We start from the raw sequence: 26,597 nt of genomic DNA on the forward strand, positions 1-26,597 counted from the left end.
GCCGGATTGCTAAATCTCCCTTCGTCCCGGAGTCAGCTATGAATTTACTCGATTATCTCGTCATGGCGCTGTATGCATTAATGATTGTATTGATTACCTTTTGGGCAATGCGTCGCGTGGGCAGTACCAAAGATTTCTTCACGGCAGGTGGGAAAATGCCCTGGTGGCTCTCCGGCGTTTCACACCATATGTCGGGCTACAGCGCGGCGGTCTTTGTCGCCTATGCTGCGGTTGCCTATCAGGCAGGCATCACTATCTACTTCTGGTGGGCGTTTCCCATTGCGGTGGCCGTTTTGCTGGGCGCGGCCATTTTTGCCCCACGCTGGGCAAGATTACGTGTTCATATGAATATCGAATCGCCGATGGAATACCTCGCCACCCGCTATAACGTGCCCACGCAGCAGGTGCTGGCGTGGAGTGGCGTTCTGCTGAAGGTGTTCGATGTCGGCGCGAAATGGGCCGCTATCGCGATTATTATCAACGTCTTCACCGGCTTTAATCCGCTGATGGGGATCCTGATTGCCGGGGCGCTGAGCCTGTTTTATTCGGTGATGGGCGGGCTGTGGGCCGATGCCTGTAATGATTTCGGTCAGTTCATCGTGCAGTTTGTCGCGGCGATAGTGATGGTGATTGCGGTTGCGATTCACCTGGGCGGCTTCAGCGAGCTGATCCATATCTGGGATCGTCTGCCGCCGCAGCACACGGTGATCGTGCAGGAACCTTATTCGCTGGGCTTTATCCTCGCTTATTTTATTATTTACACCCTGAGTTACAACGGGGGCACCTGGAACCTGGCCCAGCGTTTTATCGCTTCGTCCGGTGGGAAAGAGGCGCGTAAGGCGGCACTGCTGTCAGCGGTACTGTATCTGATCTGGCCGCTGGTTTTGTTCTGGCCGATGTGGGCTGCGCCGCTGCTGTTCCCGGACTTAGCCGATCCCTCCCGCTCCTATTCACTGATGGCAATGTCGTTGTTACCTAACGGGCTGGTCGGGCCGATCTCCATCCCGATGCTGCTGCGCAACGGGCTGGCTTCGTTACCGGAAGCGCTGGAAATGGCCTCGCTCCGGCCTGCCAGACAGATGGGGCTGCGGGAGCAGTCCGGGCTGAGCGTGGGTGCTCCGGGCGATGTGATATTGCTGGAAACGACGGCAACGCACGGGGTGAAGCTTTGTGCGACCTGGAAAGCAGGCCAGAAAGTGTGGGGATGAAATCAGCCCCGAAAACTGCCAGACTGGCCGGAATACGTGATTCCGGATCACGCCAGCATGAAAGAAGCAGGAAAGGGACCAGCCGTACTTCGCCTCAATAACGAGAAACGGGTGTTGAGTTATCTGCGCAGACAGCGCGTCACCACGCGCCAGAGCATCTCGCAAGCGCTGGCGCTGAGTAAAAACACTGTGTCGCTGATTGTTGATGAGATGCTGTCGCAGGATCGGGTGATTGAGCTGGGACCGCGGGCAGTCTCTTCTGCCGGGCGGCCAGGGATTGAAATCAGTCTGCGTCCGGAAAAACGGAAGGCAGCCGGAGTGATGGTTGAACGCAATCAGATCCACCTGACGGTATGCGATTATTTCTCAGAAGTTCTGGAGCAGAAAAGCTGGGAGACGGACACGCAAGATCCGCAGCGCCTGCTGGCTGAGCTGGCCAGAGAGTGCGGGGCTTTATCGCAGCGCCACCCTGAACTGCTGGGCATCGGGTTGGGTTTTCCTGGGATTGTGGATTCGGATAACGGCTATCTTCATCTCTCCTCGCACCTGGGCTGGCAGAACGTGGATATCCGGGCGGCTGTTGCCCACTCGAAAAGCGTGCCGCTAAAGGTGATGAATTATGTCAAAGCGGCGGCTCTGCTCTCCCTGCAAACGACAGAAGTGGCTGCAGGAAGCAGCTGTTTTTATCTGCGCATCGGTGAGGGCACGGGCGGAGCACTGTTACGCGGCAGCGAAGTGTTCACCGGCAGCAGCTGGACAGCCGGTGAAGCGGGGCATCTGACGGTCGCTGACGGCCCGGAGTGCTGTTGCGGTCAGCGTGGTTGTCTGGAAGCGCTGATCAGCATTCCGGCTATAAACCGGCAGCTGCAGGCATGGCAGGCGGGATTGAGCTGGCAGAGACGTTCTCAGGCACCCCAAATTGTTGATGAGGTTATGGTGGAGGCCGGGCGGTATCTGGGTAAAGCCCTCAGCCAGATTATGCTGCTGATGAACCCGGCATCGCTGATGATCGACAGTCCGTGGAACGTCAGCCCGGCTTTCTGTGCCAGCGCGCTGGAAAGCGCCCGGACGAACACGCTGGCCTTCACTTTTCAGCATACTCACCTCCATTTTCTTCCTTCTCCTCTGGCACCTCCGCTCGGGCTGGCGCTGGCGGTTATTGAGCAGAGCGAAGTGGCTGCCCACTTCCCCTCTTCCTGAATTAATGTATCGACCGCGCGAAAAATGAATAAAGCTTATTAAAGCTGGTTAAAAAGAGTCGATAACAACTTGACGTGGGTGTTAACCAGGCAATAGTTATTCAACAGAAAGACCTTTAAAAAATGTAAAAAGAACGCCTTAAACTTACCGCTTTCGGGCTCTTTCCCGGAGTCATTTCATGTCAAAGAATCGCTTGTGCACGCGCCGTTATGCCTTTGGGGCGGCGTGGACGGCTTGTTATCTCTGTTCTGGCAGTGTGGCTTACAGTTTCGATCAGCTTTGCGTTTTTGGTGACAGCTTAAGTGACAGTGGCAACAATGGTCGCTACACTTGGGACGGAAGCCAGCACCCTTTATACGATGATGTCCTGGCCGCAAAAATTAATCAGTCGCTGCGTCCTTCCGATGCCGGGGGCACCAATTACGCCGCTGGCGATGCCGTGGCGGTTCCGCAACTCAATCCCATCGATAATACAGCCAATCAGGTTCGCGCTTACTTTGCGGCGACTGGCGGGCGGGCTGATGCTGACGGATTGTACGTTCACTGGGTGGGCGGCAACGATCTGGCCGCCGCCGCGCTGAACCCGCAAACTGCCGAGGGCATTGTCAGCACCAGCGCCTTTGCCGCGGCCAGCCAGGTGCAGGCTTTGCTGGCTGCCGGAGCAGGAACGGTGATTGTCCCGACGGTGCCGGACATTGGTGCCACGCCCGTCCTGCTGGAAACGGTGATCCAGACCGGATTGTCTGCGGTAGCCAGTTCCGCCCTGGCGGCGGCTTTTGCTTCTCTGGATAGCCAGCCGACGCTGAACCAGGCCGATCGCAATCAGGCCATCTATCAGGCGCTGGTGGCCGCAGCAGGGCAGGTCAGCAACATCGCCAGCGTTCAGCAGGCGATAGCCACCCAGCTTTATCAGGCGTGGCAGTCTGCCAGCAGCCAGGCCAGCGCGCTGACCGCCAGCTACAATCAGCAGGAGGACAACCAGCTTGCTCTGCTGAACGGTAATATCGTGCGCGTGGACATCAATGGGTTGTTTAACGAGGTGCTGAGTAATCCTGCTCTTTACGGCCTGACTAATACCGCCGGAATGGCCTGTCCGCCTGGTGTTTCTGCGGCGAACTGTGGCACGGCCACGCCTGGTTTTTCCAGCGAACAGGCTTACCTGTTTGCTGACCATCTGCATCCCAGTCCGGCCACCCATCTGCTGATTGGCGATTACATTCAGTCAGTGCTTGATGCACCCGCTCAGGTAGTGGCGCTGAATCAGGCTACTCTGGCGATGTCCCGCGATGCCCGCGCCACGCTCGACAGCCGGTTACAGCAACAGCGCCACGGCGATAATCCGCAGGGTTCTCTGGGCATTTACGGCGGTTATGCCGGGCAGCATTATGATTATTCGTCGAACCTGGCGGCCGGAGACGGCGACACCACCACCCACAATCTGACGCTGGGCGTGGATTACAAACTCACCGATAATTTATTGGCAGGCGCACTGGTGTCCGGTTCGGACGACAGCCAGCATCCCACGCCGCGTTACGATTATAAAATGCGTGGCTGGCTGCTGTCGGCTTACAGCGAGCTGTCATTCTTTGATAATGGCTGGGTGAATGCCGATGCGCACTATGCCTCAGTAAATTATGACGACATCAAACGCTCCATTCAGCTTGGCCCCACCACACGCACCGAAAACGGCGATACCAGTGGCACACAGTTTGGTGCGCGGATCACCACCGGCTGGGATATCCCGATCGGATCAATTCTGACCACCGGTCCGATGGCACAGTACGCACTGGATTACAGCTCGGTTGATGGTTACAAAGAGCAGGGCGACAGCAGCACGGCGATGCGCTTTGATGACCAGAATTACCATTCACAAATTGGTGCGCTGGGCTGGCGGGTGGACTCGCTGCTGGGCTGGATCAATCCCTGGGCGGAAGTCAGCTACAACCACCAGTTTGGTGACAATGTCTGGCGGGCCGGGGGCGGACTGAAATCTACGCAAACCTCATTCGTGCGCAATTCTGCAGAGCAGGATACCAACTGGGTCGACGTGACCGTCGGTGCTCATGTGCCGCTGGGCGAGACCGTTGCTGCCTTTGCCTCCGTCTCGCAAACCGGCGGCCTCAGCTCTGGGGAACAATTTATGTATAACCTCGGAGTCAGCGCCAGATTTTAGGCTGAAGGCTCATCACGGGCCTTTCAGCCACTCAATGCCAGAATTGCTACCTTCACCACGGTTTTACTCCTGAGTGAGTACTCTCCTTGCTTCTTTTTGATTAGCCACAAATTAAGCTCATAAATTATATGGGATAACAGGCTTTTCATTTCCCCGGTACTGCGGGCAGGGAAGACAGGAGAGGATATGGAGTTTTTCAGTAAACCAGGGCGGCGGGGCTGGCGTATTGTCCTGCTCATTCTTTGTGGTATGGCGCTCGCCGTGGTGGTGATTGCGGGTAGTGTTACGGTGCTGCATAAAACCAGCGACACGGCCTTTTGCGTCTCCTGCCACAGCATGGAGCGGCCGCTGGCAGAGTATCAGGGCAGCATTCATTTTCAGAACCATGCCGGTATCCGTGCCGAATGTTCAGATTGCCATATTCCCTCTCAGCCTGTCGCATACCTGGTGACAAAACTCGGCGCGGTGAAAGACGTTTATGGCGAGCTTACCGGGAAAATCGCCACGGAGGAGCAGTACAACAGCCACAAGTTAGCGATGGCAGAGTCGGTGTGGAAGACGATGAAAGCCAGCGATTCCGCCACCTGTCGCAGCTGTCACAGCTTTGAGGCGATGGATATTCTCGCCCAGCAGCCGGAAGCGCGTAAGGCTCATCCGGTGGCTATTAAACAGGGTGAAACCTGCATAGACTGCCATCGTGGTGTGGCCCACATCCTGCCGGATATGCGGCAAAGTAACTCTTCCGGTGCCGCCGCGCTGGCAGCCATTGCGGCCACCACCAGGCCCGATGCCAGCCCGCTCTACAGCATCGCCACACAACCTTTTATGCTGCAACCTGGAGAGGGGCCTTCTGCCGGAACACTGTTTCCCGCTGTGGAGCTGAACATCCTGCAGCGGGAAAAGGGCTATCTGCAGGCTGAGCTGGCAGGCTGGCAGCAGGAAGGCGTTCCCGGCGTCATCTATGCCGCAGCCGGTAAACGCATCATCAGCGCCGTTATCGGAGAAGGCGCGGTATCCCACATCAAAACTACCAGGTCAGAGCAGGACAGTGAGACAGGCATGGTCTGGCATCAGGTGTCGCTTAACCTGTGGCTGCAACCCGCCTCGTTGGTCGAAGATCGGAAAAAAATCTGGCAGTACGCTGCCGGGCTGATGACTGCCAACTGTACCGGTTGTCACGGCCTGACGTCTCTCGATCACTACACGGCTAACCAGTGGATTGGGGTGATGAAGGGAATGGCTTCCCGCACTTCACTGAATCCGGAACAGCTGCGCCTGCTGACGCTGTATGTTCAGCAGCACGCCAGCGATATGTCGCCAGCAGGAACCCACCATGAAAAATAATACGCTAAGCGGACTGTCACGCCGCCGTTTCTTGCAGGCAGGTGGTTTGCTGATGGCCGCCGGCTCGCTGGATCTGCTGTTCAGCAAATCCGTTCTCGCGCAGGCCATCAGTCAGGCTATGCCGCTGTTTAAAGCCCTGAGACCTGCGCAGCAAGGTATCCTCACTGCGGCACACTGGGGAGCATTTGAAGCGCTGGTGGAGAGCGACCGGATGGTAGGCGTCAGGCCGGTTCAGGACGATCCTGCCCCCAACGAGCTGATTGAAATGGCACCGTATCAGGTTCATGCCCACAACCGGATTACCTCCCCAATGATCCGTAAAAGTTGGCTTGAACAGGGGCCGGGCAGCCGAAACGACCTGCGCGGCAGGGATGAGTGGGTGCAGGTCAGCTGGGACAAAGCTATCCGGCTGGTGGGCGACCAGATCCGTCACCTGCAGCAAACCGCTGGCCCTTCATCAATCTATGCCGGTTCTTATGGCTGGAAAAGTACCGGGATGTTACACAACAGCCGCGCGTTGCTGAGCCGTCTGATGAACCTCGCGGGTGGCTTTCTGAGCTACAGCGGAGACTACTCTACCGGCGCAGCGCAGGTGATCATGTCTCATGTTGTCGGTTCAATGGAGGTCTACGAGCAGCAAACCACCTGGCCCAACGTGATTGAACATAGCGAGCTGGTGATCCTCTGGGGGTGCAACCCGCTGACCACGCTGAAAAACAGCTGGAACGTGCCCGATCATGTCGGTCTGGCCGGATTTGAGGCGCTGGCGGCTAAGGGAACGCGGGTTATCTGCATTGATCCCATCCGCAGCCCGAGCGCCAGAAAGTTGAAGGCGGAATGGCTGGCTCCTGCCGCTTACACCGATGCCGCGATGATCCTCGGCCTGGCCCATACCCTGCTGACGGAAAAGTTGCATGATGAGGCCTTCCTGCAGCGCTACACCGTGGGGTTCGATAAATTCCGCGCTTACCTGCTGGGTGAAAGTGATGGCACGGTGAAAAGTGCCGAATGGGCCAGCGCGATCTGCGGTATTGATGCAGAACGGCTGTGCGAACTGGCAAGAACGCTGGTCAGGCAACGCACGATGATCATGGCGGGTTGGGGAATTCAGCGCCAGCATCATGGCGAGCAACCTCACTGGCTGCTGGTGACGCTGGCAGCGATGACTGGTCAGATTGGGCTGCCCGGCGGCGGCTTTGGCTTCAGCTACCACTACTCCTCCGGCGGCAGCCCCACGGCCAGAGGCGGTATTCTCTCCGGCATCAGCGCCGGGGCCGCTCCGGCAAATTCTCCCGCACCCATTCCGGTGGCGCGCATTGCCGATTGCCTGGCTAACCCCGGAAAAACCATTGATTACAATGGTAAGCAGCTGACCTATCCGGATGTGAAAATGGTCTATGTGGCCGGGGGTAACCCTTTCCACCATCATCAGGATACCAACAATCTTCTTCAGGCGTGGCGGCGGCCGGAAACCATTGTGGTGCATGAACCTTACTGGACTGCCACCGCCAGGCATGCAGATATCGTGCTGCCCTGCACCACCAGCTATGAGCGTAACGATCTGGATATGGGCGGTGATTATTCGCAACTCTACGTTTTCCCCATGCATCAGTGCGTGCCGCCCCAGCATCAGTCACGCAGTGATTTTGCTATTTTCAGCGCCCTGGCTGCCCACCTTGGCGTGGAGCAGGCCTTTACCGAAGGCCGGGATGAGATGCTTTGGCTGAAAGCGATGTACGACAACATGAAAGTTCAGGCGCGCAACGCCGGGATCCCTCTGCCGCCATTCGATATGTTCTGGCAGTCAGGAAACTACATTCGCTTCCCGGTGCCGGAAGAGAACAGGCAGTGGGTGCGCTTCGCAGATTATCGGGCCGATCCCCTGCTGAATCCTTTGGGAACGCCAAGCGGCAAGATTGAAATTTTCTCGCAGACCGTCGCCAGCATGAAGTATCCGGACTGTGCTGGCCTGCCGGGCTGGCAGCCGCCGAAAGAGTGGCATGGCAGTCCGCAGGCACGTAAGTATCCGCTATCCCTGAACACGGCACATTCGGGCCACCGGTTGCATTCCCAGCTGGACAACACGCCTTTGCGGAGAAAATATGCCGTGGCCGACCGGGAAGCCATTCTGATCAACCCACAGGATGCTGCAAGCCGGGGGATCAAGTCTGGCGATCTGGTCAGGGCCTTTAACGATCGGGGGCAGATCCTGGTTGGAGCAGACGTAACGGAAGATATTCGTCCCGGCGTGGTGCGCATCAGTGAAGGGGCCTGGTATGATCCACAGGACCCGTCCATACCCGGCACGTTGTGCAAGAATGGCAACGTTAATTGCCTGACTTTCGATATTGGTTCGTCAAGGCTGGCGCAGGGCAACTGCGGGCATATGGCGCTGCTGGAGATTGAGAAGTTCACCGGTGAGGCTCCGGCTAACACCGCGCACCTGGCTCAGCAGCCTGCTGCACGGGCTTGAGCTGCTACGGCTCCGGCTCAGGGTTCTGCGAACTTAACTGAGTAATCCTGCGCCGACGTTAATGGAAAGCCCCAGGATAGCCAGGTTAAACAGAAAGGATAATACCGCCTGCAGCGTGGTGATGCGCCGGACGGCGGTATTCCCGGTTGCCACATCAGCTGTTTGCGCGGCCACCGCGATGGTGAAGGAGTAGTAGATAAAATCCCAGTAGCCGGGTTCGGCGATCTTATCCGGAAACAGCAGGACCTTTTTCTCCGGATCGCCCTGATAGTACATATGGGCATAGTGCATGGCAAAAGCCGTGGGCAGCAGAGACCAGGAGACGATCAGCGTGAGGGCAGTCAGCAGGATATGCCGGGCCTGACCGGCTTGCGAAAGGTGCTTCACTGCACCGAGTTCAAACAGGATCGCCAGAATACTGACCAGGCAGGTGACGCAGACCAGGCCCAGCACGGTGGCTGCGCTCTCATCCTGTTCGCGGGCAATTCTGGCAATTTCCCTGGTAGGGGTGGTGAGCAGCAGCCACCAGAGCAGCAGCAGATAAAGCCACGCCAGTATGTTCCAGCTAATCAGCAGTTTTTGCACCAGCGGCTGGCTTGCCGGCAGGAAACAAAAGCTGGCTACTGCCACGATAAAAGCAGCCAGCAGCCTGGGACGTGTGTGGTAATAGTGACGCAGAAAGTGCAGTGCCTTCATTTCCCGATCCCATCCGCTGGTAATCTCTTTACTGTAGACGCATTTAGCTGAACATGTCGCTGTCCCGCAGCAGATGCTCGTTGCCTTTACGACGGGTGAAACCACTGCGGTCAAAAAATTCCAGCACCTGCACTGCCAGTTTGCGGCCGACCGCCAGCTGGTCGCGGAAATCTGCCGCGCTGGTGCTCTGGCCTGCCTGGTCACGCTGGCGGATCAGTTCAGCGAAGCTTTTCATCTTTTCGCTGGAGAAGTAGCGATCTTTGACAATAGCAGTGATAAAGCCGCTCTGCGCCGCCTTGCGTAACGTGTGCCGCATCAGCTCCTCTTCCACGCCCAGCTTTTCTGCCATATCACGGACCCACCTGGCACCTTCAGCCAGCAGCGGTTCGGCACGCTGCCAGAGCTGCGCTTCTTCAGGGAGGAAGTCGATGGAGAATTCGGGCAGGTGCAGCCAGCCGTGGTTGTTGCCCAGTTCGCCGCTGGCCGTAAGCAGATCAATCAGCGCCAGGCCCACCTCTTCCGGCTGGTTTGGCAGCGCCATGCGCCGTAGGCGGTCGCGCCCCAGGCCCGGCCTGTCACCGTGGTGCTGATGATAGTCGCTCAGGGTGTTGTGCAGCAGCGCCTGCCACTTTGCAATGGAACCGGTCAGCATCAGGTAATCTCCGGCTTCGACCGGTTTAAGCGCCTCAAGCTCGTTGGCCAGTGCCGATGGAGTCAGCTGCCGTGCCCAGGCCAGCAGCTCTTTGCGGCAGGGGTGCTCCTGCAGATAACATTCCAGTGCCTGCCCGTCGTTTTCTGCCGCCGCCAACCGATGCAGCCAGTGCAGATAATCAGGTTGCCGCTTGCCGCGTTTTTTCGGCGTGAGCAGCACCACTCTTGCTCCGGCCAGCGTCTGGCGGGCGGTAATGTCACGCAGGATCAGCCGGTCGTTATCGGCCAGCCAAAGCGGGGTATCCAGCCGCAGTTCTGCCAGATCGCCATCCAGCACTGAAACGCGACCGGTAATATGGCTTGCCGCATGATGGATATGCAGCGGTTGCCCCTGCTGCAGCGGCTGGTGCAGAGTCAGCGCCACAATCAGCCGTTCTGTCGGACTTTCTGCCCGGGTTTCCAGCAGCCAGTCGCCACGGGAAATCTCGCTTTTTTCCACGCCGCCAGTGATGTTCAGGGCGATTCGCTGGCCGCCGTAAGCCACTTCTGTCGGCTGGTTTTGCGCATGCAGTCCCCGCACGCGCACGGCTTTGTCCATTCCGGTCAGCCAGAGTTTATCGCCAACGCTGACCTTGCCGCCCAGCGCCGTTCCGGTCACCACCGTGCCTGCGCCTTTCACATTGAATGCGCGGTCAATCGCCAGCCGGAAGCGCTTATTCTCGTCCCGGCTACGCGAAGGGAGCTGGCGGAGATGGCTGGCCAGTTCGCCGATGCCGCGACTCTGCGTCACGCTGGTGACGAACAGGGCGATCTCCGGCCAGCCCAGCTGCGTGGTCAGCTCGCGTATCTGCTGCTCCACTTCAAGCAGGCGCGACTCATCCGCCCGGTCTGCCTTGGTAATGGCGACGGTCAGAGGAGGCTGGCCGTTAAGCTGAAGGATAGCCAGATGCTCGCGGGTTTGTGGCATCACGCCGTCATCGGCTGCCACCGCCAGCAGGGAGTGATCCAGGCCGCCGGTGCCACTGAGCATATTGGCGAGGAATTTTTCATGACCTGGCACGTCGATAAAGCCGATTACGCGGCCATCGTATTGCGGCCAGTAGGCATAACCGAGATCGATGGTCATACCGCGCGCTTTCTCTTCCGGCAGGCGGTCGGCGTTGATCCCGGTGATCGCATGCAGCAGCGCGGTTTTGCCATGATCGACATGGCCTGCACTGGCAATGATCATCGGGCTATCGTCCTGAGGAACAGCGCTTCCTCCTGCAGGCAGCGGAGATCCAGCCACAGCTTACCAGCCTGGATCCTTCCGATAACCGGTACGGCCAGCTGGCGCAAAGTAGCGGCCAGTTGTTGCAGCGCACTGCCACGACCATCGCGTGGAGTCAGCGTTACTGCCATACCGGGCAGCAGATCGACCGGCAATGAACCGCTGCCGATTTGTGATGAACAGGCAGCGATCTCAAGCGTAAATTGTTCACCAAATGCTTTTTCGAGTGCGGGTAACAGACGCTCAGCCTGGGCACGGATATCAGCCTGCGAACGGGTCAGCAAACGTAGCGTCGGCAGCTGTTCAGCCAGCTTTTCCGGCTGCAGATAAAGCTTCAGGGTGGCTTCCAGCGCGGCGAGCACCATTTTATCCACGCGGAGTGCCCGCTTCAGCGGATGCTGTTGCAGACGGGCAATCAGCGTTTTTTTGCCGACGATAATCCCGGCCTGTGGGCCACCCAGCAGCTTGTCGCCCGAAAAACTCACCAGGCTGACCCCGGCGGCAATCAGCTGCTGCGGCATGGGTTCGGCAGGCAGGCCGTACTGACTGAGGTCGATCAGCGAGCCGCTGCCCAGATCGGTAATCACCGGCACGTTCAGCTCGCGCCCCAGCGCGGCCAGATCGCTCTCTTCCACTGCGCTGGTAAAACCTTCAATCTGATAATTACTGGTGTGCACCTTCATCAGCAGCGCGGTATTTTCCCCGACAGCCTGGCGGTAATCTTTCAGATGAGTGCGGTTGGTCGTGCCCACTTCAGCCAGCTGACAGCCAGCCTGCTTCATCACATCGGGAATGCGAAAGGCCCCGCCGATCTCTACCAGCTCACCGCGTGAGACGACAACTTCCTGACCGGGTGCCAGCGCGGCCAGCATCAGCAGCACTGCCGCCGCGTTGTTATTCACGATGCAGGCATCTTCTGCACCGGTCAGCTGGCACAACAGATCGGCTAACGGTCGGTCACGATGCCCACGCTCCGCTTCATCCAGCGCGTATTCGAGCGTCACCGGTGAGCGCATCACGCTGGCAACCGCTTCCACCGCGCTTTCACTGAGCAAGGCACGCCCCAGATTGGTATGCAGCACGGTGCCGGTCAGATTAAAGACCGGGCGCAGCGCGCTCTGCTGTTGAGCCTGCAGACGTTGTTCTGCTGCCTGCGGCCAGTCGACCTGCCACTCCGGCAACTGCTGCTGTTGCAGGATCTGCTCTCTGGCTTCCTGCTGCAGCGTTCTCAGAGTGGTAACGACCTGCTGGTGACCATACTGGCCGGTAAGGGCCTGTACGGCGGAGTCGCGCAGCAGGCTGTCGATGGACGGGAGCTGACTGAAAAGTGTGTTCATGGTTTCACTAAGGGACTCACGATGTTGGGGGGACCGTACGGGCAAAACTCTCGCGTTCGAACATTTTTTCCGCCAGTTTCACCAGTGCCGGGCGCTCCACGCACCAGTTCGGCAGAATGCGGCGGAAATTGATAAAGCCGATCAGGCAGGCGGTGGCGATGTCTGCCACATTCAACCTGTCGCTGTTCAGTACGGTGCCTTTAGCGGCTTCCTTTTCCAGTGCATCCAGTCCGCGCTGAATTTTCTCTCGCTGGCGCAGCAGCTGGCTTTCCATTTGCTGCTCCGGCGGACGCATTTGCTCCCGTAACAGGATCACCGCCGCATCGCCAATGCCGTCCGCCAGCGCCTCCAGTTGTTGCACCTTCAGCGCTGCCAGCTTCTCTCGCGGTATCAGTGCTGGTGCGATATCCAGCTGTTCAAGGTACGCAGCAATGATATGGGAGTCATACCAGGTTTCCTCCGGCCCGGTCACCAGCGCGGGGACTTTGCCCAGCGGGTTGTACTGCGGGATGTGGCTCTCCTCCGTCCAGGGTGATTCGTTGATAAACTCAAACGTGATGCCTTTTTCCAGCATGATCACCGAAATTTTCCGTACGAAGGGACTGGTATAACTGCCGATGAGTTTCATTGTGCGATTCCCCTGTCGGGCCGGAGCGATCCGGCCTGGTTGTCGTTAAACGGGCGGCTGCCTTTCAGTCATTCTCCTGGAAAAAGGAAAGGATTCAAGCTGCTGCGTGAAAATCCTTCCTGTTCCATGCGGGCATCCAGCACCAGCGAGGCCAGATCGTCGGCTACCGGCTCCACTGCCGGGTCTTTCTCCTGATAGAGCATTTTCAGGTAGGTGCCGCAGTCGCCACAGCTCTCTGCTTTGATCGCTGCCACTTCGCTGTCCAGCGACCAGTAGTGTAAATCGCGGGTTTGCTCGCAGTTGCTGCATTTGGCGCGTACCACATACCACTCGCTTTCGCACAGGTTGCAGTGCAGATAGCGCAGGCCGCCATTTTGCGTACCCATATGGATCACGCTGGAAACCGGCACGCTGGCGCAGACCGGGCAGAACTGGCGCTGTTCACCGTATTCGGCACGGGCTTTGCCCGGGATCAGCGCGGCCATCTGCGCCCAGTAGAGTGACAGGGCAGCCCAGATAAATGGCGATTTATCGCTGCTGACCTGAGCGAAGTCGTTGGCAAACAGTGCGGAGGCCATCGCCTCCAGCTCCGGTGCGGAAGCCTTTTCCAGATTTTCCAGCACTGCCAGCGCCTGGCCAGTCATTTCCGGCTTCAGCTCAGCGATGAGTGAATGCAGCAGACGCTGCCAGTGTCCGTCGCGGGGCAGGGTATGGATATCCAGTGGCGGTTTGCCGCTGGCTGCCGTCTCCACCAGTCGGGCGTGCAGATCCATCTGTAAAGGATGGTCATACAGCACGATCTCCTGGGCAGTAGCGATAACAGCGGCAAAGCGCAGATAATCACCCAGCGGATTTTTCTCTGCCAGCTGGCGCAGTCGGGCAGCGCGGCGTGAGTACAAATTTTTCAGCCTGGGGAAAAGTAACGGCGGGATCATCTCCGCCGTTTTTTTGTCGCCTTTCGCAAGCCTTTCCTGCGGGATTATGCGAATACTCATCAGGGACGTTTTTCCTGTTGTTTCAGTTGCCGTTCGCGAACGGCGCGGTACCAGCGCGGATGGTGATGTTTCGCCCAGGCCGGGGTCACCCAGCCTTCAACCATCGCGGTGAGGGTGCCTTTCACCCACAGCGCCGCGTAAATGTGGACCATAATGACCAAAATCAGCCCTGCGGCGGCAACGGAGTGAACCAGCAGCGCCAGGCGAATCACCGGAATGGCGAAGGCACCGGCAAAGTAAGGCCGCCAGATAACAATACCGCTGGCCAGCAGCAGTACTAAACTGATGATAGCAGCCCAGAATACGCTCTTCTGCCCGAAATTATAGCGTCCCGTATCCCCGACTTCCTGGTTAAGGGCAATTTTATGAATGTTTTTTGCCCAGTACAGGTCTTCACGGTCGACCAGATTGTGATGCCAGTAGCGGAAAAACATCAGTAAAAACGCAACGAACATCACCACTCCGATAAAGGGGTGAAGAATGCGGGCCAGCTGCGGCGAGCCGAGAATATTCATCAGCCAGTTAAACGAGGGGAAGAAAAACCCCAGCCCGCTGAGGGCGGCAAAGACAAAGCAAAACGCCACAACCCAGTGGTTGATACGTTCCGGTGCGCTGTAACGCTGAATGCGATCGTGCTTTTTCATTTCTCATCCTCCTTCTCATGCTGCTCTTCCTCAACCCGGTTTGGCCCGATACCCACGTAATGAAACACGCTGGCGGCGAAGGTGGCGGCAAATCCAATGGCGGCCAGCGGTTTCCAGATGCCTTTCCAGAAAGTGACCGTCGGGCTGATGCACGGATTATCCGGCAGGCCGTGATAAAGCTGCGGCCGGTCGGCATGGTGCAACACGTACATCACGTGCGTGCCGCCCACCCCTTGCGGGTCATACAACCCGGCTTTGGCGTAACCCCGGGTGTTCAGCTCGCTGACGCGCTCAGCCGCGACCTGCTTCATATCCTCTTTGCTGCCAAAGTGGATAGCACCGGTCGGGCAGGTTTTCACGCAGGCAGGTTCCTGACCGACGGTGACACGGTCGACGCACAATGTGCATTTATAGGCGCGGTTGTCCGCTTTATTGATGCGAGGAACGTTAAAAGGACAGCCCGCAATGCAGTAGCCGCAGCCGATGCAATGTTCCGACTGGAAGTCGACAATGCCGTTAGCGTACTGAATGATCGCCCCTTCTGAAGGGCAGGCCTTCAGACAGCCGGGATTGGCACAGTGCATGCAGCCGTCCTTACGGATCAACCACTCCAGCCGGTTGCTCTCTTCCACCTCAGAGAAGCGCATCACCGTCCAGGATTTGGCGGTCAGATCGGTGGGATTGTCGTAAATCCCAACGTTGTGACCCACTTCATCCCGAATGTCGTTCCACTCCGAGCAGGCCACCTGGCAGGCTTTGCAGCCGATGCAGGTGGTCACGTCGATCAGCTTCGCCACTTCCTGTTGGTGATCTCTGGCCCGGGGAGCAGGCGTAAAATCACTGGTCGCTGAGCGGCGGAGAATATTCTGTGTTTGTAGTGACATAACAGTGTCCTTAAAGTCGCTCGACGTTAACCAGGAAGGCTTTATATTCCGGAGTCTGAGAGTTTGCATCGCCGACTGACGGCGTCAGGGTATTGGCCAGGTAGCCTTTACGCGCAGTGCCTTCAAAGCCCCAGTGGCAGGGTATGCCAATGGTATCGACGGGTTTGCCGTCAACGGATAGCCGCCGCAGGCGTTTGGTCACTACTGCTTTCGCCTGGATATAACCGCGCTGCGAGCTGACTTTGACCCGATCGCCAGCTTTAATCCCTTTTTCTTCAGCCAGCTCCGCGCCAATTTCCACAAACTGCTCCGGTTGCGCAATGGCATTCAGCAGGGCGTGTTTGGTCCAGTGCCGGAAGAGTTCGGTAATGGAGTAAGTTGTTGCTACGTAAGGGAAATTATCTGCCTTGCCCAGGGTTGCCGCATCCCTTCTGAACAGCCGCGCAACCGGGCTGTAGATCACCTCAGGATGCAGCGGATTGGTGCCGGTCGGGCTTTCCAGCGGTTCGTAATGTTCCGGGAAAGGGCCGTCGGTCAGCTTGTCGAGAGCGAACAGATGCCCCATGCCGTCAGGCAGCATAATGAAAGGACCGACATTTTTTTCTGGCGGTGTGGTCACGGGATAATCCGGCACGTCGTTCCCTTCCCAGCGCTGGCCGTTCCATTCAATCAGCCTGCGTTGCGGATCCCAGGCTTTGCCCTGCGGATCGGCTGAGGCGCGGTTGTAAAGGATGCGCCGGTTCAGCGGCCATGCCCATGCCCAGCCGTTAATCGCGCCGAGTCCGGAAGGATCGGCATTATCGCGCCGGGCCATCTGGTTTCCTGCGGCTGTCCAGCTGCCGCTGTAAATCCAGCAGGCGCTGGCGGTGGTGCCATCGTCGCGCAGGTCGGCAAATGAGTTGAGCTGCTGGCCTTTCTTCACCAGCACCGTGCCTTTATCGTCAACCAGATCGGCCAGCGCCTTACCGTTATTCTCCATTGCCACTTCCTCAGGGGAAGGTGACCACGGATCGGTATAGTTCCAGCTCATCGCCATTAAAGGCTCGGGGGCCACGCCGCCTTCCTGACGATAGAGTTCGCGCAGGCGCAGGAAAAGGTTGCCGAGAATTTTGCCGTCATGCAGCGCTTCACCCGGCGGGCTGGCGGCGGCGTGGTGCCACTGCAAACAGCGTGAAGAGTTGGCGATGGAGCCGTCTTCCTCGGCGAAGCAGGAAGAGGGCAGACGGAACACTTCTGTCTGGACCTGGGTCGGATCAACGTTGTTGAACTCATCGTGGTGCTGCCAGAAGCTGGAGGTTTCGGTGCAGAGGGGATCGATAACCACCATATATTTCAGGTTTGAAAAGGCGCGAAACGCTTTGTTCTTATCAGGAAAAGCGGCGAGAGCATTAAAGCCCTGAATGATGTAGCCGTTAAGTTTCCCCTCAACCATCATTTCTGCCTGGGTCAGGCAATCGTAGCTTTTGTCCCACTTTGGCAACCAGTCGAAGCCCCAGCTGTTCTCCTTCTGCGCGTTATCGCCGTAGAAGCTTTTCATCTGGCTGACGAAAAACTTTGAGGTGTTCTGCCAGTAGTTAACCTGGCCCGGCAACAGCATCGCAGGGGTGGTCTGTTGCAGGTACTGTTCCAGCGTGGTTTGTTTTTCCGAAGGTAACGTCATATACCCTGGCAGGCTCTGCGACAGCAGGCCAAGATCGGTAAAACCCTGCACGTTGGAGTGGCCGCGCAGGGCATTAATGCCTCCGCCCATCATGCCAATATTCCCCAACAGCAGCTGCACCATGGCGGCGGCGCGGATAATTTGTGAGCCAGTAGAGTGATGAGTCCAGCCCAGCGCATAGAGTATGCTGGTGGTGCGATCGGGGAGGCAGGTGGAAGCCAGCTGCTGGCAGACCAGCAGGTAGTCTTCCTGCGGGGTTCCGCAAATGCGGCTGACCAGTTCCGGAGTGTAGCGGCTGGCATGATCCTTTAACAGGTTCCATACGCAGCGTGGATGGCTCAGGGTGTTATCGTGTTTAGCGCTGCCGCTTTCATCCATTTCATAATGCCAGCCTTTTTTATCATACTGGCGGCTGACTTGATCGTAACCGCTGAACAAGCCCTCATGGAATTCGTACCCTTCACTGACAATCAAGGTGGCGTTGGTATAAGCCTTTACATAGTCAAGCTGCACTTTATTGTGCGTCAGCAGGTAGTTCACTACTCCCATTAAAAATGCGACGTCACTTCCGGCGCGGATTGGCGCGTAGATGTCGGCTACGGCGGCTGAACGGTTAAAGCGGGGATCGACGACAATGACTTTGGCGGCATTATGGGTTTTCGCTTCAATTACCCATTTAAATCCTACCGGATGGGCTTCGGCAGGGTTTCCCCCCATGATCAGGATCACATTGGCGTTTTTAATATCGTTCCAGTTATTGGTCATGGCACCCCGGCCAAAACTGGGTGCCAGGGCCGCCACGGTCGAGCCATGACAAAGCCTTGCCTGGTTTTCCACCGCCAGCATGCCCAGCGAGCGGGAAAATTTATAATCCAGCAGTCCGGTCTCATTGCTGGCAGCAGAAGAGCAAAGCATTCCCGTGGTCAGCCAGCGGTTGACCGTAGTGCCAGCGGCATTTTTTGTTTGAAAGTTTGCGTCGCGGTCATTTTTCATCAGGCGGGCGATACGGGTAAAAGCGTCTTCCCAGCTGATGCGTTGCCATTTATCCGAGCCCGGTGCCCGGTACTCAGGATATTTCAGCCGCTGTGCGCTGTGAATATAATCCAGCGCGCCAGCCCCTTTCGGGCAGAGCGAACCCCGGCTGACCGGATGATCCGGGTCGCCTTCAATATGATAAATGGAAGAGATCGCATTTTTAGCCCCATCTCCCAGGCTGTAAATCAACATGCCGCAGCCAACTGAACAATAAGTACAGTTATTTCGGGTTTCCTTGCTCTTAAGTAACTTATTTTCGCGGATGGCTGCTGTTGCTGACGTTGGCGAAAATCCCAGCAACGTCAGAGAGGTTCCGGCCATGCCACCTGCACAAAGCTTAAAAAAACTACGTCTGTTAATTTTCATTTTATTTTTTCTTGTCCTGTGACGCTCCTTGAACATAGAAAAATAACAGGCTAATAAGGCTTTAAATTGACGTTAATCAATAAGTAATAAAGTTGTTTATTATTATTTAATTAAATAACCAGATTGGAGTATTTTATTTGTCTTAAGTAACCCGGTGGGAGTCCACCGGGTTATATTTAATTTGCTTTTTTATTATTTTTTATTTCACGATACCAGCGAGGGTGATGCTTTTTTGCCCAGGCAGAGGTAACCCAGCCTTCAACCATTGCGGTAATGGTTCCTTTCACCCACAGGGCAGCATAGATGTGGACCATAATCACAATAATCAGCCCTGCCGCTGAAACGGAATGGACCACCAGTGCCAGGCGGATCAGCGGAATGGGGAAGGCACCGGCAAAGTAAGGCCGCCAGATAACAATCCCGCTGGCCAGCAGCAGTAGCAGGCTGATGATAGCTGCCCAGAACACACACTTTTGTCCGAAATTATAGCGTCCCGTATCACCGACTTCCTCGTTTTGCGCGATTTTATGAATGTTCTTTGCCCAGACCAGATCTTCCCGGTTAATCAGGTTGTGATGCCAGTAGCGGAAAAACATCAGTAAAAAAGCGGCAAACATAATCACCCCGATAAAAGGGTGAAGAATGCGGGCCAGCTGTGGCGTACCAAGCACATGCATCAGCCAGTTAAATGAGGGGAAGAAAAACCCCAGCCCGCTGAGGGCGGCAAAGACAAAGCAAAACGCCACGATCCAGTGGTTGATGCGTTCCGGCGCGCTGTAGCGCTGAATGCGGTCGCGTTTTTTCATTTCCGCTCCTCCTTCTCGTGCTGCTCTTCTTCCTCATCTTCATCAACCCGGTTAGGCCCGATACCCACGTAATGAAACACGCTGGCCGCGAAGGTGGCGGCAAAGCCGATGGCGGCCAGAGGCTTCCAGATCCCTTTCCAGAAAGTGACCGTCGGGCTGATGCTTGGGTTATCCGGCAGGCCGTGATAAAGCTGCGGCCGGTCGGCATGATGCAACACGTACATCACGTGCGTGCCGCCCACGCCTTCCGGATCGTACACCCCCGCATTGGCGTAACCCCGTGTGTTCAGCTCGCTGACGCGCTCAGCCGCGACCTGCTTCATATCCTCTTTGCTGCCAAAGTGGATAGCACCGGTCGGGCAGGTTTTCACGCAGGCAGGTTCCTGACCGACGGTGACACGATCGACGCACAGCGTGCATTTATAGACGCGGTTGTCCTCTTTATTCAGCCGGGGAACGTCAAAAGGACAGCCCGCAATGCAGTAGCCGCAGCCGATGCACTGCTCCGACTGAAAGTCGACAATGCCGTTGGCATACTGAATGATCGCTCCCTCTGAAGGGCAGGCCTTCAGACAGCCGGGATCGGCACAGTGCATGCAGCCGTCCTTGCGGATCAGCCACTCCAGCCGGTTGTTCTCTTCCACCTCGGAAAAGCGCATCACCGTCCAGGATTTGGCGGTCAGATCGGCGGGGTTGTCGTAAACTCCGACGTTATGTCCCACTTCATCCCGGATATCGTTCCACTCCGAGCAGGCCACCTGACAGGCTTTGCAGCCGATGCAGGTGGTCACGTCGATCAGCTTTGCCACTTCTTCCTGATGGTTCCTCGCCTGTGGGGCGGGCGTGAAGCCATTGGTCGCGGAACGGCGGATGATGTCTTGCGATTGATAAGCCATAAACAGTCTCCGTTACACTTTTTCCACGTTAACCAGGAACGCCTTAAACTCCGGCGTTTGCGTATTGGCATCGCCGACGAACGGCGTCAGGGTATTGGCGAGGAAGCCTTTTTTCGCCACCCCTTCAAAACCCCAGTGGATCGGAATGCCAATGGTATCCACCGGCTTGCCGTCCACCGTCAGCGTGCGGATACGCTTGGTGACGACCGCTTTTGCCTTGATATAGCCACGGTTAGAAGTGACTTTCACCGTATCGCCCGCGATGATGCCAAGGCGGTTTGCCAGCCCTTCACCGATCTCCACAAACTGCTCCGGCTGCGCGATGGCGTTCAGCCTGGCGTGCTTGGTCCAGAAATGGAAATGCTCGGTGAGACGATAAGTTGTGCCGACATACGGGAATTTATCCGCCTTGCCCATGGTCGCCAGATCGTCTTTGAACACGCGCGCCGCCGGGTTGGATATCACCTTCGGATGCAGCGGGTTGGTACCGATTGGTGTCTCAAACGGCTCGTAGTGTTCCGGGAAGGGCCCTTCTGCCATCTTGTCGAGAGCGAACAGGCGCCCCATCCCTTCCGGCTGCATAATAAACGGCCCGGCATCACTGCCCGGAGGCGCGGTGCTGTAGTCCGGGATATCCTGCCCGCTCCACTTCGCGCCATCCCAGTGCAGCAGCGCTCTTTTCGGATCCCATGGCTTGCCCTGCGGATCGGCAGAAGCGCGGTTGTAGAGGATGCGCCGGTTCAGCGGCCATGCCCATGACCAGTTCAGCGTGTTGCCCAGCCCGGAAGGATCGGTGTTGTCGCGACGGGCCATCTGGTTACCGTCCGCCGTCCAGCTTCCGGCGAAAATCCAGCAGCCGCTGGAGGTGGAACCGTCATCGCGCAGCAGGGCAAACGAGCCGAGCTGCTGGCCTTTCTTCGCCAGCACCGTGCCTTTTTCGTCAACGAGGTCGGCCAGTGCTTTGCCGTTGCTTTCCATTGCCACTTCTTCCGAAGCTGGATTGTCCGGCGTCAGGTAATTCCAGGACATGTTCAGTACCTGTTCCGGCAACGCACCGCCGTCTCTGGCATACATCTCGCGCAGGCGCATGAAAATCCCCGCGAGGATTTCGCCGTCGTTACGTGCTTCACCAGGCCCATCCGCACCTTTCCAGTGCCACTGCAGCCAGCGTGCGGAGTTAACAATCGAGCCATTCTCCTCGGCAAAGCAGGTAGAAGGCAGGCGGAATACCTCGGTCTGGATTTGCGACGAGTCCACATCGTTGAATTCGCCGTGGTTCTGCCAGAAGTTAGATGTTTCCGTGGTGAGCGGATCGATAATTACCAGGAATTTCAGCTTCGACAGAGACTTAACCACCTTGTTTTTGTTCGGGAACGAGGCAACCGGGTTAAAGCCCTGGCAGATATAGCCATTTACTTTGTCCTGCGACATCATTTCGAAGTACTGCAGCACGTCGTAGTTTTTGTCCCATTTCGGCAGCCAGTCAAAGCCCCAGCTGTTCTCTTTCTGCGCCTTATCGCCGTAGAAGGCCTTCATCATGCTTACAAAGAACTTCGGATAATTGCTCCAGTAGTTCACCTGGCCGGGCAGGCTGGCTTTCGGCGTGTTCGCGGTGAGATAGGTTTGCAGGTCCGCCTGTTTCTCCGAAGGCAGGGTCATATAGCCTGGCAGGCTCTGCGACAGCAGCCCGAGGTCGGTCAGCCCCTGGATATTGGAGTGACCACGCAGGGCGTTGATCCCGCCACCGGCCATGCCCATATTGCCCAGCAGCAGCTGAACCATCGCCATGGTGCGAATGTTCTGTGCGCCGATGGAGTGCTGAGTCCAGCCCAGTGCATACAGGAATGAGGCGGTGCGGTCCGGCGCGCTGGTTTCGGCCAGCAGTTCGCAGACGTGCAGGAAATCAGCCTTCGGCGTGCCGCAGATGTTTTCCACCACCTCTGGCGTATAGCGGCTGACGTGCTCTTTCAGCAGGTTCCACACGCAGCGTGGATGGCTCAGCGTCAGGTCACGTCTGGCAAAACCGCTTTCATCCAGCTCGTAGTTCCAGCTGGTTTTATCGTATTTGCCGTTCGCTTCGTCATAGCCGCTGAACAGGCCTTCGTCGAAGTGGTAATCCTCGCGCACGATCAGGCTGGCGTTGGTGTAAGACTCAACGTATTCGCGCTGGATTTTGTTGTTGCTCATCAGGTACAGCAGTACGCCTGACAAAAAGGCGATGTCAGTACCGGAACGGATCGGCGTGTAAAAGTCCGCCACCGATGCAGTGCGCGTAAAGCGCGGATCGATAACGATTAATTTTGCCTTGTTATGGATTTTGGCTTCCATCGCCCAGCGGAATCCGACCGGATGCGCTTCAGCGGCGTTGCCACCCATGACAATGATCAGGTTTGCATTGCGGATATCAACCCAGTGGTTGGTCATCGCACCGCGACCAAATGTTGGAGCAAGACTTGCTACCGTTGGTCCGTGTCAGACGCGCGCCTGGTTGTCGACGGCCAGCATGCCGAGCGACCGGGTGAATTTTTGCGTCAGATAGCCGGTTTCATTACTGGAAGCCGAGGCGCAAAGCATCCCGGTACTCAGCCAGCGGTTGACGGTGGTTCCCGCATCATTTTTGGCGATAAAATTAGCGTCGCGATCGGCCTTCATCAGCTTCGCGATGCGCCCAAAGGCATCTTCCCAGCTGATTCGCTGCCACTTATCGGAACCGGGCGCGCGGTATTCAGGATATTTCAACCGGCTTTCGCTGTGGACAAAGTCCAGCAGACCGGCCCCTTTAGGACAAAGTGCGCCGCGGCTGACCGGATGGTCCGGATCCCCTTCGATGTGGAAAATCGACTCTTTGGCATTTTTGGCACCGTCGCCGAGGCTGAACATCAACAGCCCACAGCCAACGGAACAGTAGGTGCAGGTATTTCGGGTTTCGCGGGCACGCAATAATTTATACTGGCGTGTTTCCGCCAGCGCTATGCCTGGCGTAAAGCCTAGCAGCGCTGCCGTCGTCCCTGCCATCCCACCAGCACAGATCTTGAAGAAGCTTCTTCTGCTGACATTCATGGCGTCATTCCTGTTTCGACATTGCTCAATTATTTTTTTTGCGGTGTTACCTTCGCAGGTTCAGAATCGCAGAAGAAATTCGGAACCCGGGTGTTCGAAATATTACCACAGGATTGGTGTGGACGTTGCAGGCAGGTGGCTAATGGGTGAACAAAATGGGTGAATGTTATAAGAATGTGAGTGAGATCGCAGGGCTGAGCCGGACGCAGGTCTGGCAGCGCGATTCACTGAGCGAGGCAAAAGAGGACTGGCTGGCCGATGAAGTGCCGGTGGCGCTGGTCTATAACGGTATCTCCCACGTAGTGATGATGGCTACGCCAAAAGATCTGGAAGCCTTTGCCCTCGGTTTCTCACTGTCGGAAGGCATTATCGCTTCCCCTGCCGATATCTACGGCCTTGAGATTCGGCCCTCCTGCGGCGGCATCGAAGTGCAGGTGGAGCTTTCCAGCCGGCGCTTTATGGGGCTGAAAGAGCAGCGCCGAGCCATGGCCGGACGCACCGGTTGTGGCGTCTGTGGCGTGGAGCAACTGGAGGAGATCGGCAAACCCCTTCAGCCGTTGCCGTTTACCCAGACTTTTGATCTGAACCGGCTGGATGAGGCGTTATCGCAGCTGAATAGCTACCAGCCAGTAGGGCAACTGACTGGTTGCACGCACGCTGCGGCCTGGATGATGCCTGACGGCAACCTGGCTGGCGGCTGTGAGGACGTGGGCCGCCATGTGGCGTTGGACAAGTTGCTGGGGCAGCGCAGCCAGCAAAGCGGCTGGCAGCAGGGCGCAGTACTGGTCTCCAGCCGGGCCAGCTATGAGATGGTGCAGAAGTCCGCGATGTGTGGTGTCGAGATCCTGTTTGCCGTTTCTGCCGCAACCAAGCTGGCCGTGGAAGTGGCCGAACGCAGTAATCTGACGCTGGTCGGCTTCAGCAAACCCGGCCGGGCGACTGTTTACAGCCATCCGGAAAGACTGCTCTAAGCCACCACCACCGCAGGCAGGATTTTCTCCAGGGCGGAAAAAGCCGGGAGCGACGTGGCACCGCTGTCGGTTACTAATGTTGTGACTTCTCCAATGGCGGCATAATTCATCCGGCTGGTCAGGCCCAGCTTGCTGTGATCGGCCAGCAGGATCAGCTGAGCGGACTGGCGGACCATGGCCCGGGCAATCGTTGCTTCGTGGGGATGAAAACTGCTGGCTCCATTCTTACTGTCGATCCCTACCGGGGACATCATCGCCACATCAGCACGGTAGCGGTAAATCTCGCCAACGGTCAGTTCGCCGCGCGTTTCCTGCGCGCCAGCCAGCATGCTGCCGCCTAATAAAATAATGGTGTTATTCAGCGGCTCATGCTCTTCCGCCCCCGAGAGTTTCAGGGCGGCATTCAGGCTGTTGGTGATAATCGTCAGGCCGGACATGGTGCGCAGCTCTTCAGCCAGCATGGTGGTGGTACTGCCGGCATCCAGAAATAGCGTTTGCCCCGGTTTTAACAGCTGAGCGGAGGCTCGGGCAATGGCGCGCTTTTCCCGTGCACGCACCTCACTGCGCACGGTTAAAGGCGGCTCCGGTTCGGCATCCAGTGCCATCAGCCCGCCGTGTACGCGGCGGGCAAGCCCCTGCGCTTCCAGTTCAATAATGTCCCTTCTGGCCGTTTCGCGGGAGATGCCCAACTCTCTGATGATCCGCTCTGTGCTGACGTGATTGAGCGTGGTCAGCAGGGCACGAATACGGTGGAGCCGCGTTTCCTGAAGCATGTTTAGTTCCTTAACCAGACGGGATGAGCATAGCCTAACTGACAATGCCGGGGCGTGCATGTGTATTTTATTGTATTTGTGTATTTGGTTGCATTTTTGCAAAAAGTTGCCATGATGAAGGCAGACCAGGCCACCCGGCCTTATGCTCATAGTCACCCACATCGCAACGGGAGTTATCATGGCTACACGTTCGACCATCATGGACACCAACAGCTTTCGCGCCGAGCACGCCGCCGGTCTTGATGCTGACGTCCGTAAACTGACCGATAAGCGCAGCAAAGTGCTGGGCGAATCCTACCGCCTGTTTTACCGCAAGCCGGTACATCTGGTGCGGGGTGAGGGCCAATATCTGTGGGACGCGGCCGGGGATAAATATCTGGACGTGTATAACAACGTGGCGAGTATTGGCCACTGCCATCCGGCGGTTATCGATGCGGTTTATCAGCAGATGCAGCAGCTGAATACCCATACCCGCTATCTGCATGAACGTATCCTTGATTACTCTGAAGAGCTGCTGGCGACTATGCCGTCAGAAATCGACCGTGCAATGTACATGTGTACCGGTTCTGAAGCCAACGATCTGGCTATCCGCGTTGCGCGCGCTTACAGCGGTGGTACAGGTATTATCGTCAGTCAGGAAGCCTATCACGGCACCAGCGACCTGACTTCCGGCGTATCACCGGCTTTAGGGACCGGCCAGCCACTGGCGGTCACTACCCGTCTGGTCTCTCCGCCGGATCGCTATCGCGTTAACGCACCGGATCTGGGCGACTGGTTTGCCAACGAAATCCAGAAGCAAATAGACGATATGGCCCTGGCTGGCATCAAGTTCGCCGGTTTCCTTGCTGACTCTATTTTCTCGTCAGATGGTGTGTTGCCTGGACCAAAAGGCTTCCTGAAAAAAGCCGTGGATGTGGTCCATAAAAACGGCGGCATTTTTATTGCCGATGAAGTACAGCCAGGCTTTGCCCGCACCGGTGATGCGTTCTGGGGCTTTGCCCGCCACGGCGTGGTACCGGACGTTGTTACCACTGGTAAGCCAATGGGCAACGGTATTCCTGTTTCCGCGCTACTGGCGAAAAGCGATGTGCTGGCGGCATTCAGTGATGACATTCCTTACTTCAACACCTTCGGTGGCAACCCGGTTGCCATGGCTGCAGCGCAGGCGGTGCTGAAAGTGATTAAAGAAGAGGGATTGCAGGAGCACAGCCGCGTGGTGGGTGAAAAACTGCTGGCTGAACTCTCAACGCTGAAAGATAAATATGAGTGCGTGGGTGATGTACGCGGTGCCGGTTTGTTTATCGGCTTTGAGCTGGTAACCGATAAGTCCAGCAAGACGCCGGATAAGCAGCTGGCGCTGGATGTCACCGAAAGACTTCGCGATAATCACGTACTGACTTCTGTAGCAGGCCCGTATGGTAACGTGCTGAAGCTGCGTCCACCGTTGGCGTTCCAGGAGAGCGATATCGACTGGCTGGTCGGTGCGCTGGATAAATCTCTGGCATCGTTGGGCAAATAATCACCGAA

19 protein-coding genes are annotated in these 26,597 nt (G+C 57.1%); 7 read left to right on the top strand and 12 right to left on the bottom strand.

Annotated features, from left to right (window positions below):
• Positions 1-38 precede the first annotated feature (38 nt).
• From AC3Y5R_RS20285 to torA, 5 genes are all read left to right on the top strand, one after another.
• On the top strand, positions 39-1,208 hold the full coding sequence (locus AC3Y5R_RS20285; RefSeq protein ID WP_489922829.1) for a sodium:solute symporter family transporter: 1,170 nt from the start codon (positions 39-41) through the stop codon (positions 1,206-1,208).
• A gap of 57 nt (positions 1,209-1,265) precedes the next feature.
• Entirely contained in the window at positions 1,266-2,408 is a 1,143-nt protein-coding gene (locus AC3Y5R_RS20290) for an ROK family transcriptional regulator (RefSeq protein WP_489922830.1), read from the top strand.
• Positions 2,409-2,586: 178 nt separating this feature from the next.
• Positions 2,587-4,581 (top strand): autotransporter outer membrane beta-barrel domain-containing protein, encoded by a 1,995-nt coding sequence (locus AC3Y5R_RS20295; protein ID WP_489922831.1) that lies wholly within the window; start codon positions 2,587-2,589, stop codon positions 4,579-4,581.
• 186 nt (positions 4,582-4,767) lie between these two features.
• Entirely contained in the window at positions 4,768-5,925 is a 1,158-nt protein-coding gene (locus AC3Y5R_RS20300) for a NapC/NirT family cytochrome c (protein ID WP_489922832.1), read from the top strand.
• On the top strand, positions 5,915-8,398 hold the full coding sequence (gene torA / locus AC3Y5R_RS20305; RefSeq protein ID WP_489922833.1) for a trimethylamine-N-oxide reductase TorA: 2,484 nt from the start codon (positions 5,915-5,917) through the stop codon (positions 8,396-8,398). Before AC3Y5R_RS20300 ends, torA begins: the two co-directional genes overlap by 11 nt.
• 33 nt (positions 8,399-8,431) lie before the next feature.
• Here torA and AC3Y5R_RS20310 read toward each other — a convergent pair whose 3' ends face one another.
• The 11 genes from AC3Y5R_RS20310 to fdnG (AC3Y5R_RS20360) form a co-directional block, all read right to left on the bottom strand.
• Entirely contained in the window at positions 8,432-9,094 is a 663-nt protein-coding gene (locus tag AC3Y5R_RS20310; protein ID WP_489922834.1) for a DUF1345 domain-containing protein, read from the bottom strand.
• A gap of 43 nt (positions 9,095-9,137) precedes the next feature.
• Positions 9,138-10,976, bottom strand: coding sequence for a selenocysteine-specific translation elongation factor (gene selB, locus AC3Y5R_RS20315; protein WP_489922835.1), 1,839 nt, complete (start codon positions 10,974-10,976; stop codon positions 9,138-9,140).
• On the bottom strand, positions 10,973-12,352 hold the full coding sequence (gene selA, locus AC3Y5R_RS20320) for an L-seryl-tRNA(Sec) selenium transferase (protein ID WP_489922836.1): 1,380 nt from the start codon (positions 12,350-12,352) through the stop codon (positions 10,973-10,975). The genes selB and selA overlap by 4 nt, the downstream gene beginning before the upstream one ends.
• A gap of 16 nt (positions 12,353-12,368) precedes the next feature.
• On the bottom strand, positions 12,369-12,980 hold the full coding sequence (locus AC3Y5R_RS20325; protein WP_489922837.1) for a glutathione S-transferase: 612 nt from the start codon (positions 12,978-12,980) through the stop codon (positions 12,369-12,371).
• A 68-nt stretch (positions 12,981-13,048) separates the two neighbouring features.
• The gene (gene fdhE / locus AC3Y5R_RS20330) at positions 13,049-13,975 is read right to left on the bottom strand and encodes a formate dehydrogenase accessory protein FdhE (RefSeq protein WP_158782405.1); all 927 of its coding nucleotides are present in this window, start codon (positions 13,973-13,975) and stop codon (positions 13,049-13,051) included.
• The gene (gene fdoI / locus AC3Y5R_RS20335; RefSeq protein ID WP_489922838.1) at positions 13,975-14,619 is read right to left on the bottom strand and encodes a formate dehydrogenase cytochrome b556 subunit; all 645 of its coding nucleotides are present in this window, start codon (positions 14,617-14,619) and stop codon (positions 13,975-13,977) included. Before fdoI (AC3Y5R_RS20335) ends, fdhE begins: the two co-directional genes overlap by 1 nt.
• The gene (gene fdxH / locus AC3Y5R_RS20340; protein WP_489922839.1) at positions 14,616-15,503 is read right to left on the bottom strand and encodes a formate dehydrogenase subunit beta; all 888 of its coding nucleotides are present in this window, start codon (positions 15,501-15,503) and stop codon (positions 14,616-14,618) included. The genes fdoI (AC3Y5R_RS20335) and fdxH (AC3Y5R_RS20340) overlap by 4 nt, the downstream gene beginning before the upstream one ends.
• A gap of 10 nt (positions 15,504-15,513) precedes the next feature.
• Positions 15,514-18,564, bottom strand: a complete 3,051-nt coding sequence (gene fdnG / locus AC3Y5R_RS20345; RefSeq protein ID WP_489922840.1) for a formate dehydrogenase-N subunit alpha — start codon at positions 18,562-18,564, stop codon at positions 15,514-15,516.
• Positions 18,565-18,740: 176 nt separating this feature from the next.
• Positions 18,741-19,370, bottom strand: coding sequence for a formate dehydrogenase cytochrome b556 subunit (fdoI, locus tag AC3Y5R_RS20350; protein ID WP_489922841.1), 630 nt, complete (start codon positions 19,368-19,370; stop codon positions 18,741-18,743).
• On the bottom strand, positions 19,367-20,266 hold the full coding sequence (gene fdxH / locus AC3Y5R_RS20355; protein WP_489922842.1) for a formate dehydrogenase subunit beta: 900 nt from the start codon (positions 20,264-20,266) through the stop codon (positions 19,367-19,369). The genes fdoI (AC3Y5R_RS20350) and fdxH (AC3Y5R_RS20355) overlap by 4 nt, the downstream gene beginning before the upstream one ends.
• Before the next feature lie 12 nt (positions 20,267-20,278).
• Positions 20,279-23,326 (bottom strand): formate dehydrogenase-N subunit alpha, encoded by a 3,048-nt coding sequence (gene fdnG, locus AC3Y5R_RS20360; RefSeq protein WP_489922843.1) that lies wholly within the window; start codon positions 23,324-23,326, stop codon positions 20,279-20,281.
• Between the two features lie 155 nt (positions 23,327-23,481).
• On the opposite strand from fdnG (AC3Y5R_RS20360), the gene fdhD reads away from it, so the two are divergent.
• Positions 23,482-24,297, top strand: a complete 816-nt coding sequence (gene fdhD / locus AC3Y5R_RS20365) for a formate dehydrogenase accessory sulfurtransferase FdhD (protein WP_489922868.1) — start codon at positions 23,482-23,484, stop codon at positions 24,295-24,297.
• On the opposite strand, the gene AC3Y5R_RS20370 is transcribed toward fdhD, so the two are convergent.
• Positions 24,294-25,070, bottom strand: a complete 777-nt coding sequence (locus AC3Y5R_RS20370; RefSeq protein WP_489922844.1) for a DeoR/GlpR family DNA-binding transcription regulator — start codon at positions 25,068-25,070, stop codon at positions 24,294-24,296. The genes fdhD and AC3Y5R_RS20370 overlap by 4 nt on opposite strands.
• Positions 25,071-25,248: 178 nt before the next feature.
• Between AC3Y5R_RS20370 and AC3Y5R_RS20375 the strand changes: the two genes are divergently transcribed.
• On the top strand, positions 25,249-26,589 hold the full coding sequence (locus AC3Y5R_RS20375; RefSeq protein ID WP_489922845.1) for an aspartate aminotransferase family protein: 1,341 nt from the start codon (positions 25,249-25,251) through the stop codon (positions 26,587-26,589).
• The last annotated feature ends 8 nt before the right edge of the window (positions 26,590-26,597 follow it).

It is taken from the genome of Erwinia sp. 009765445, from assembly GCF_058137865.1.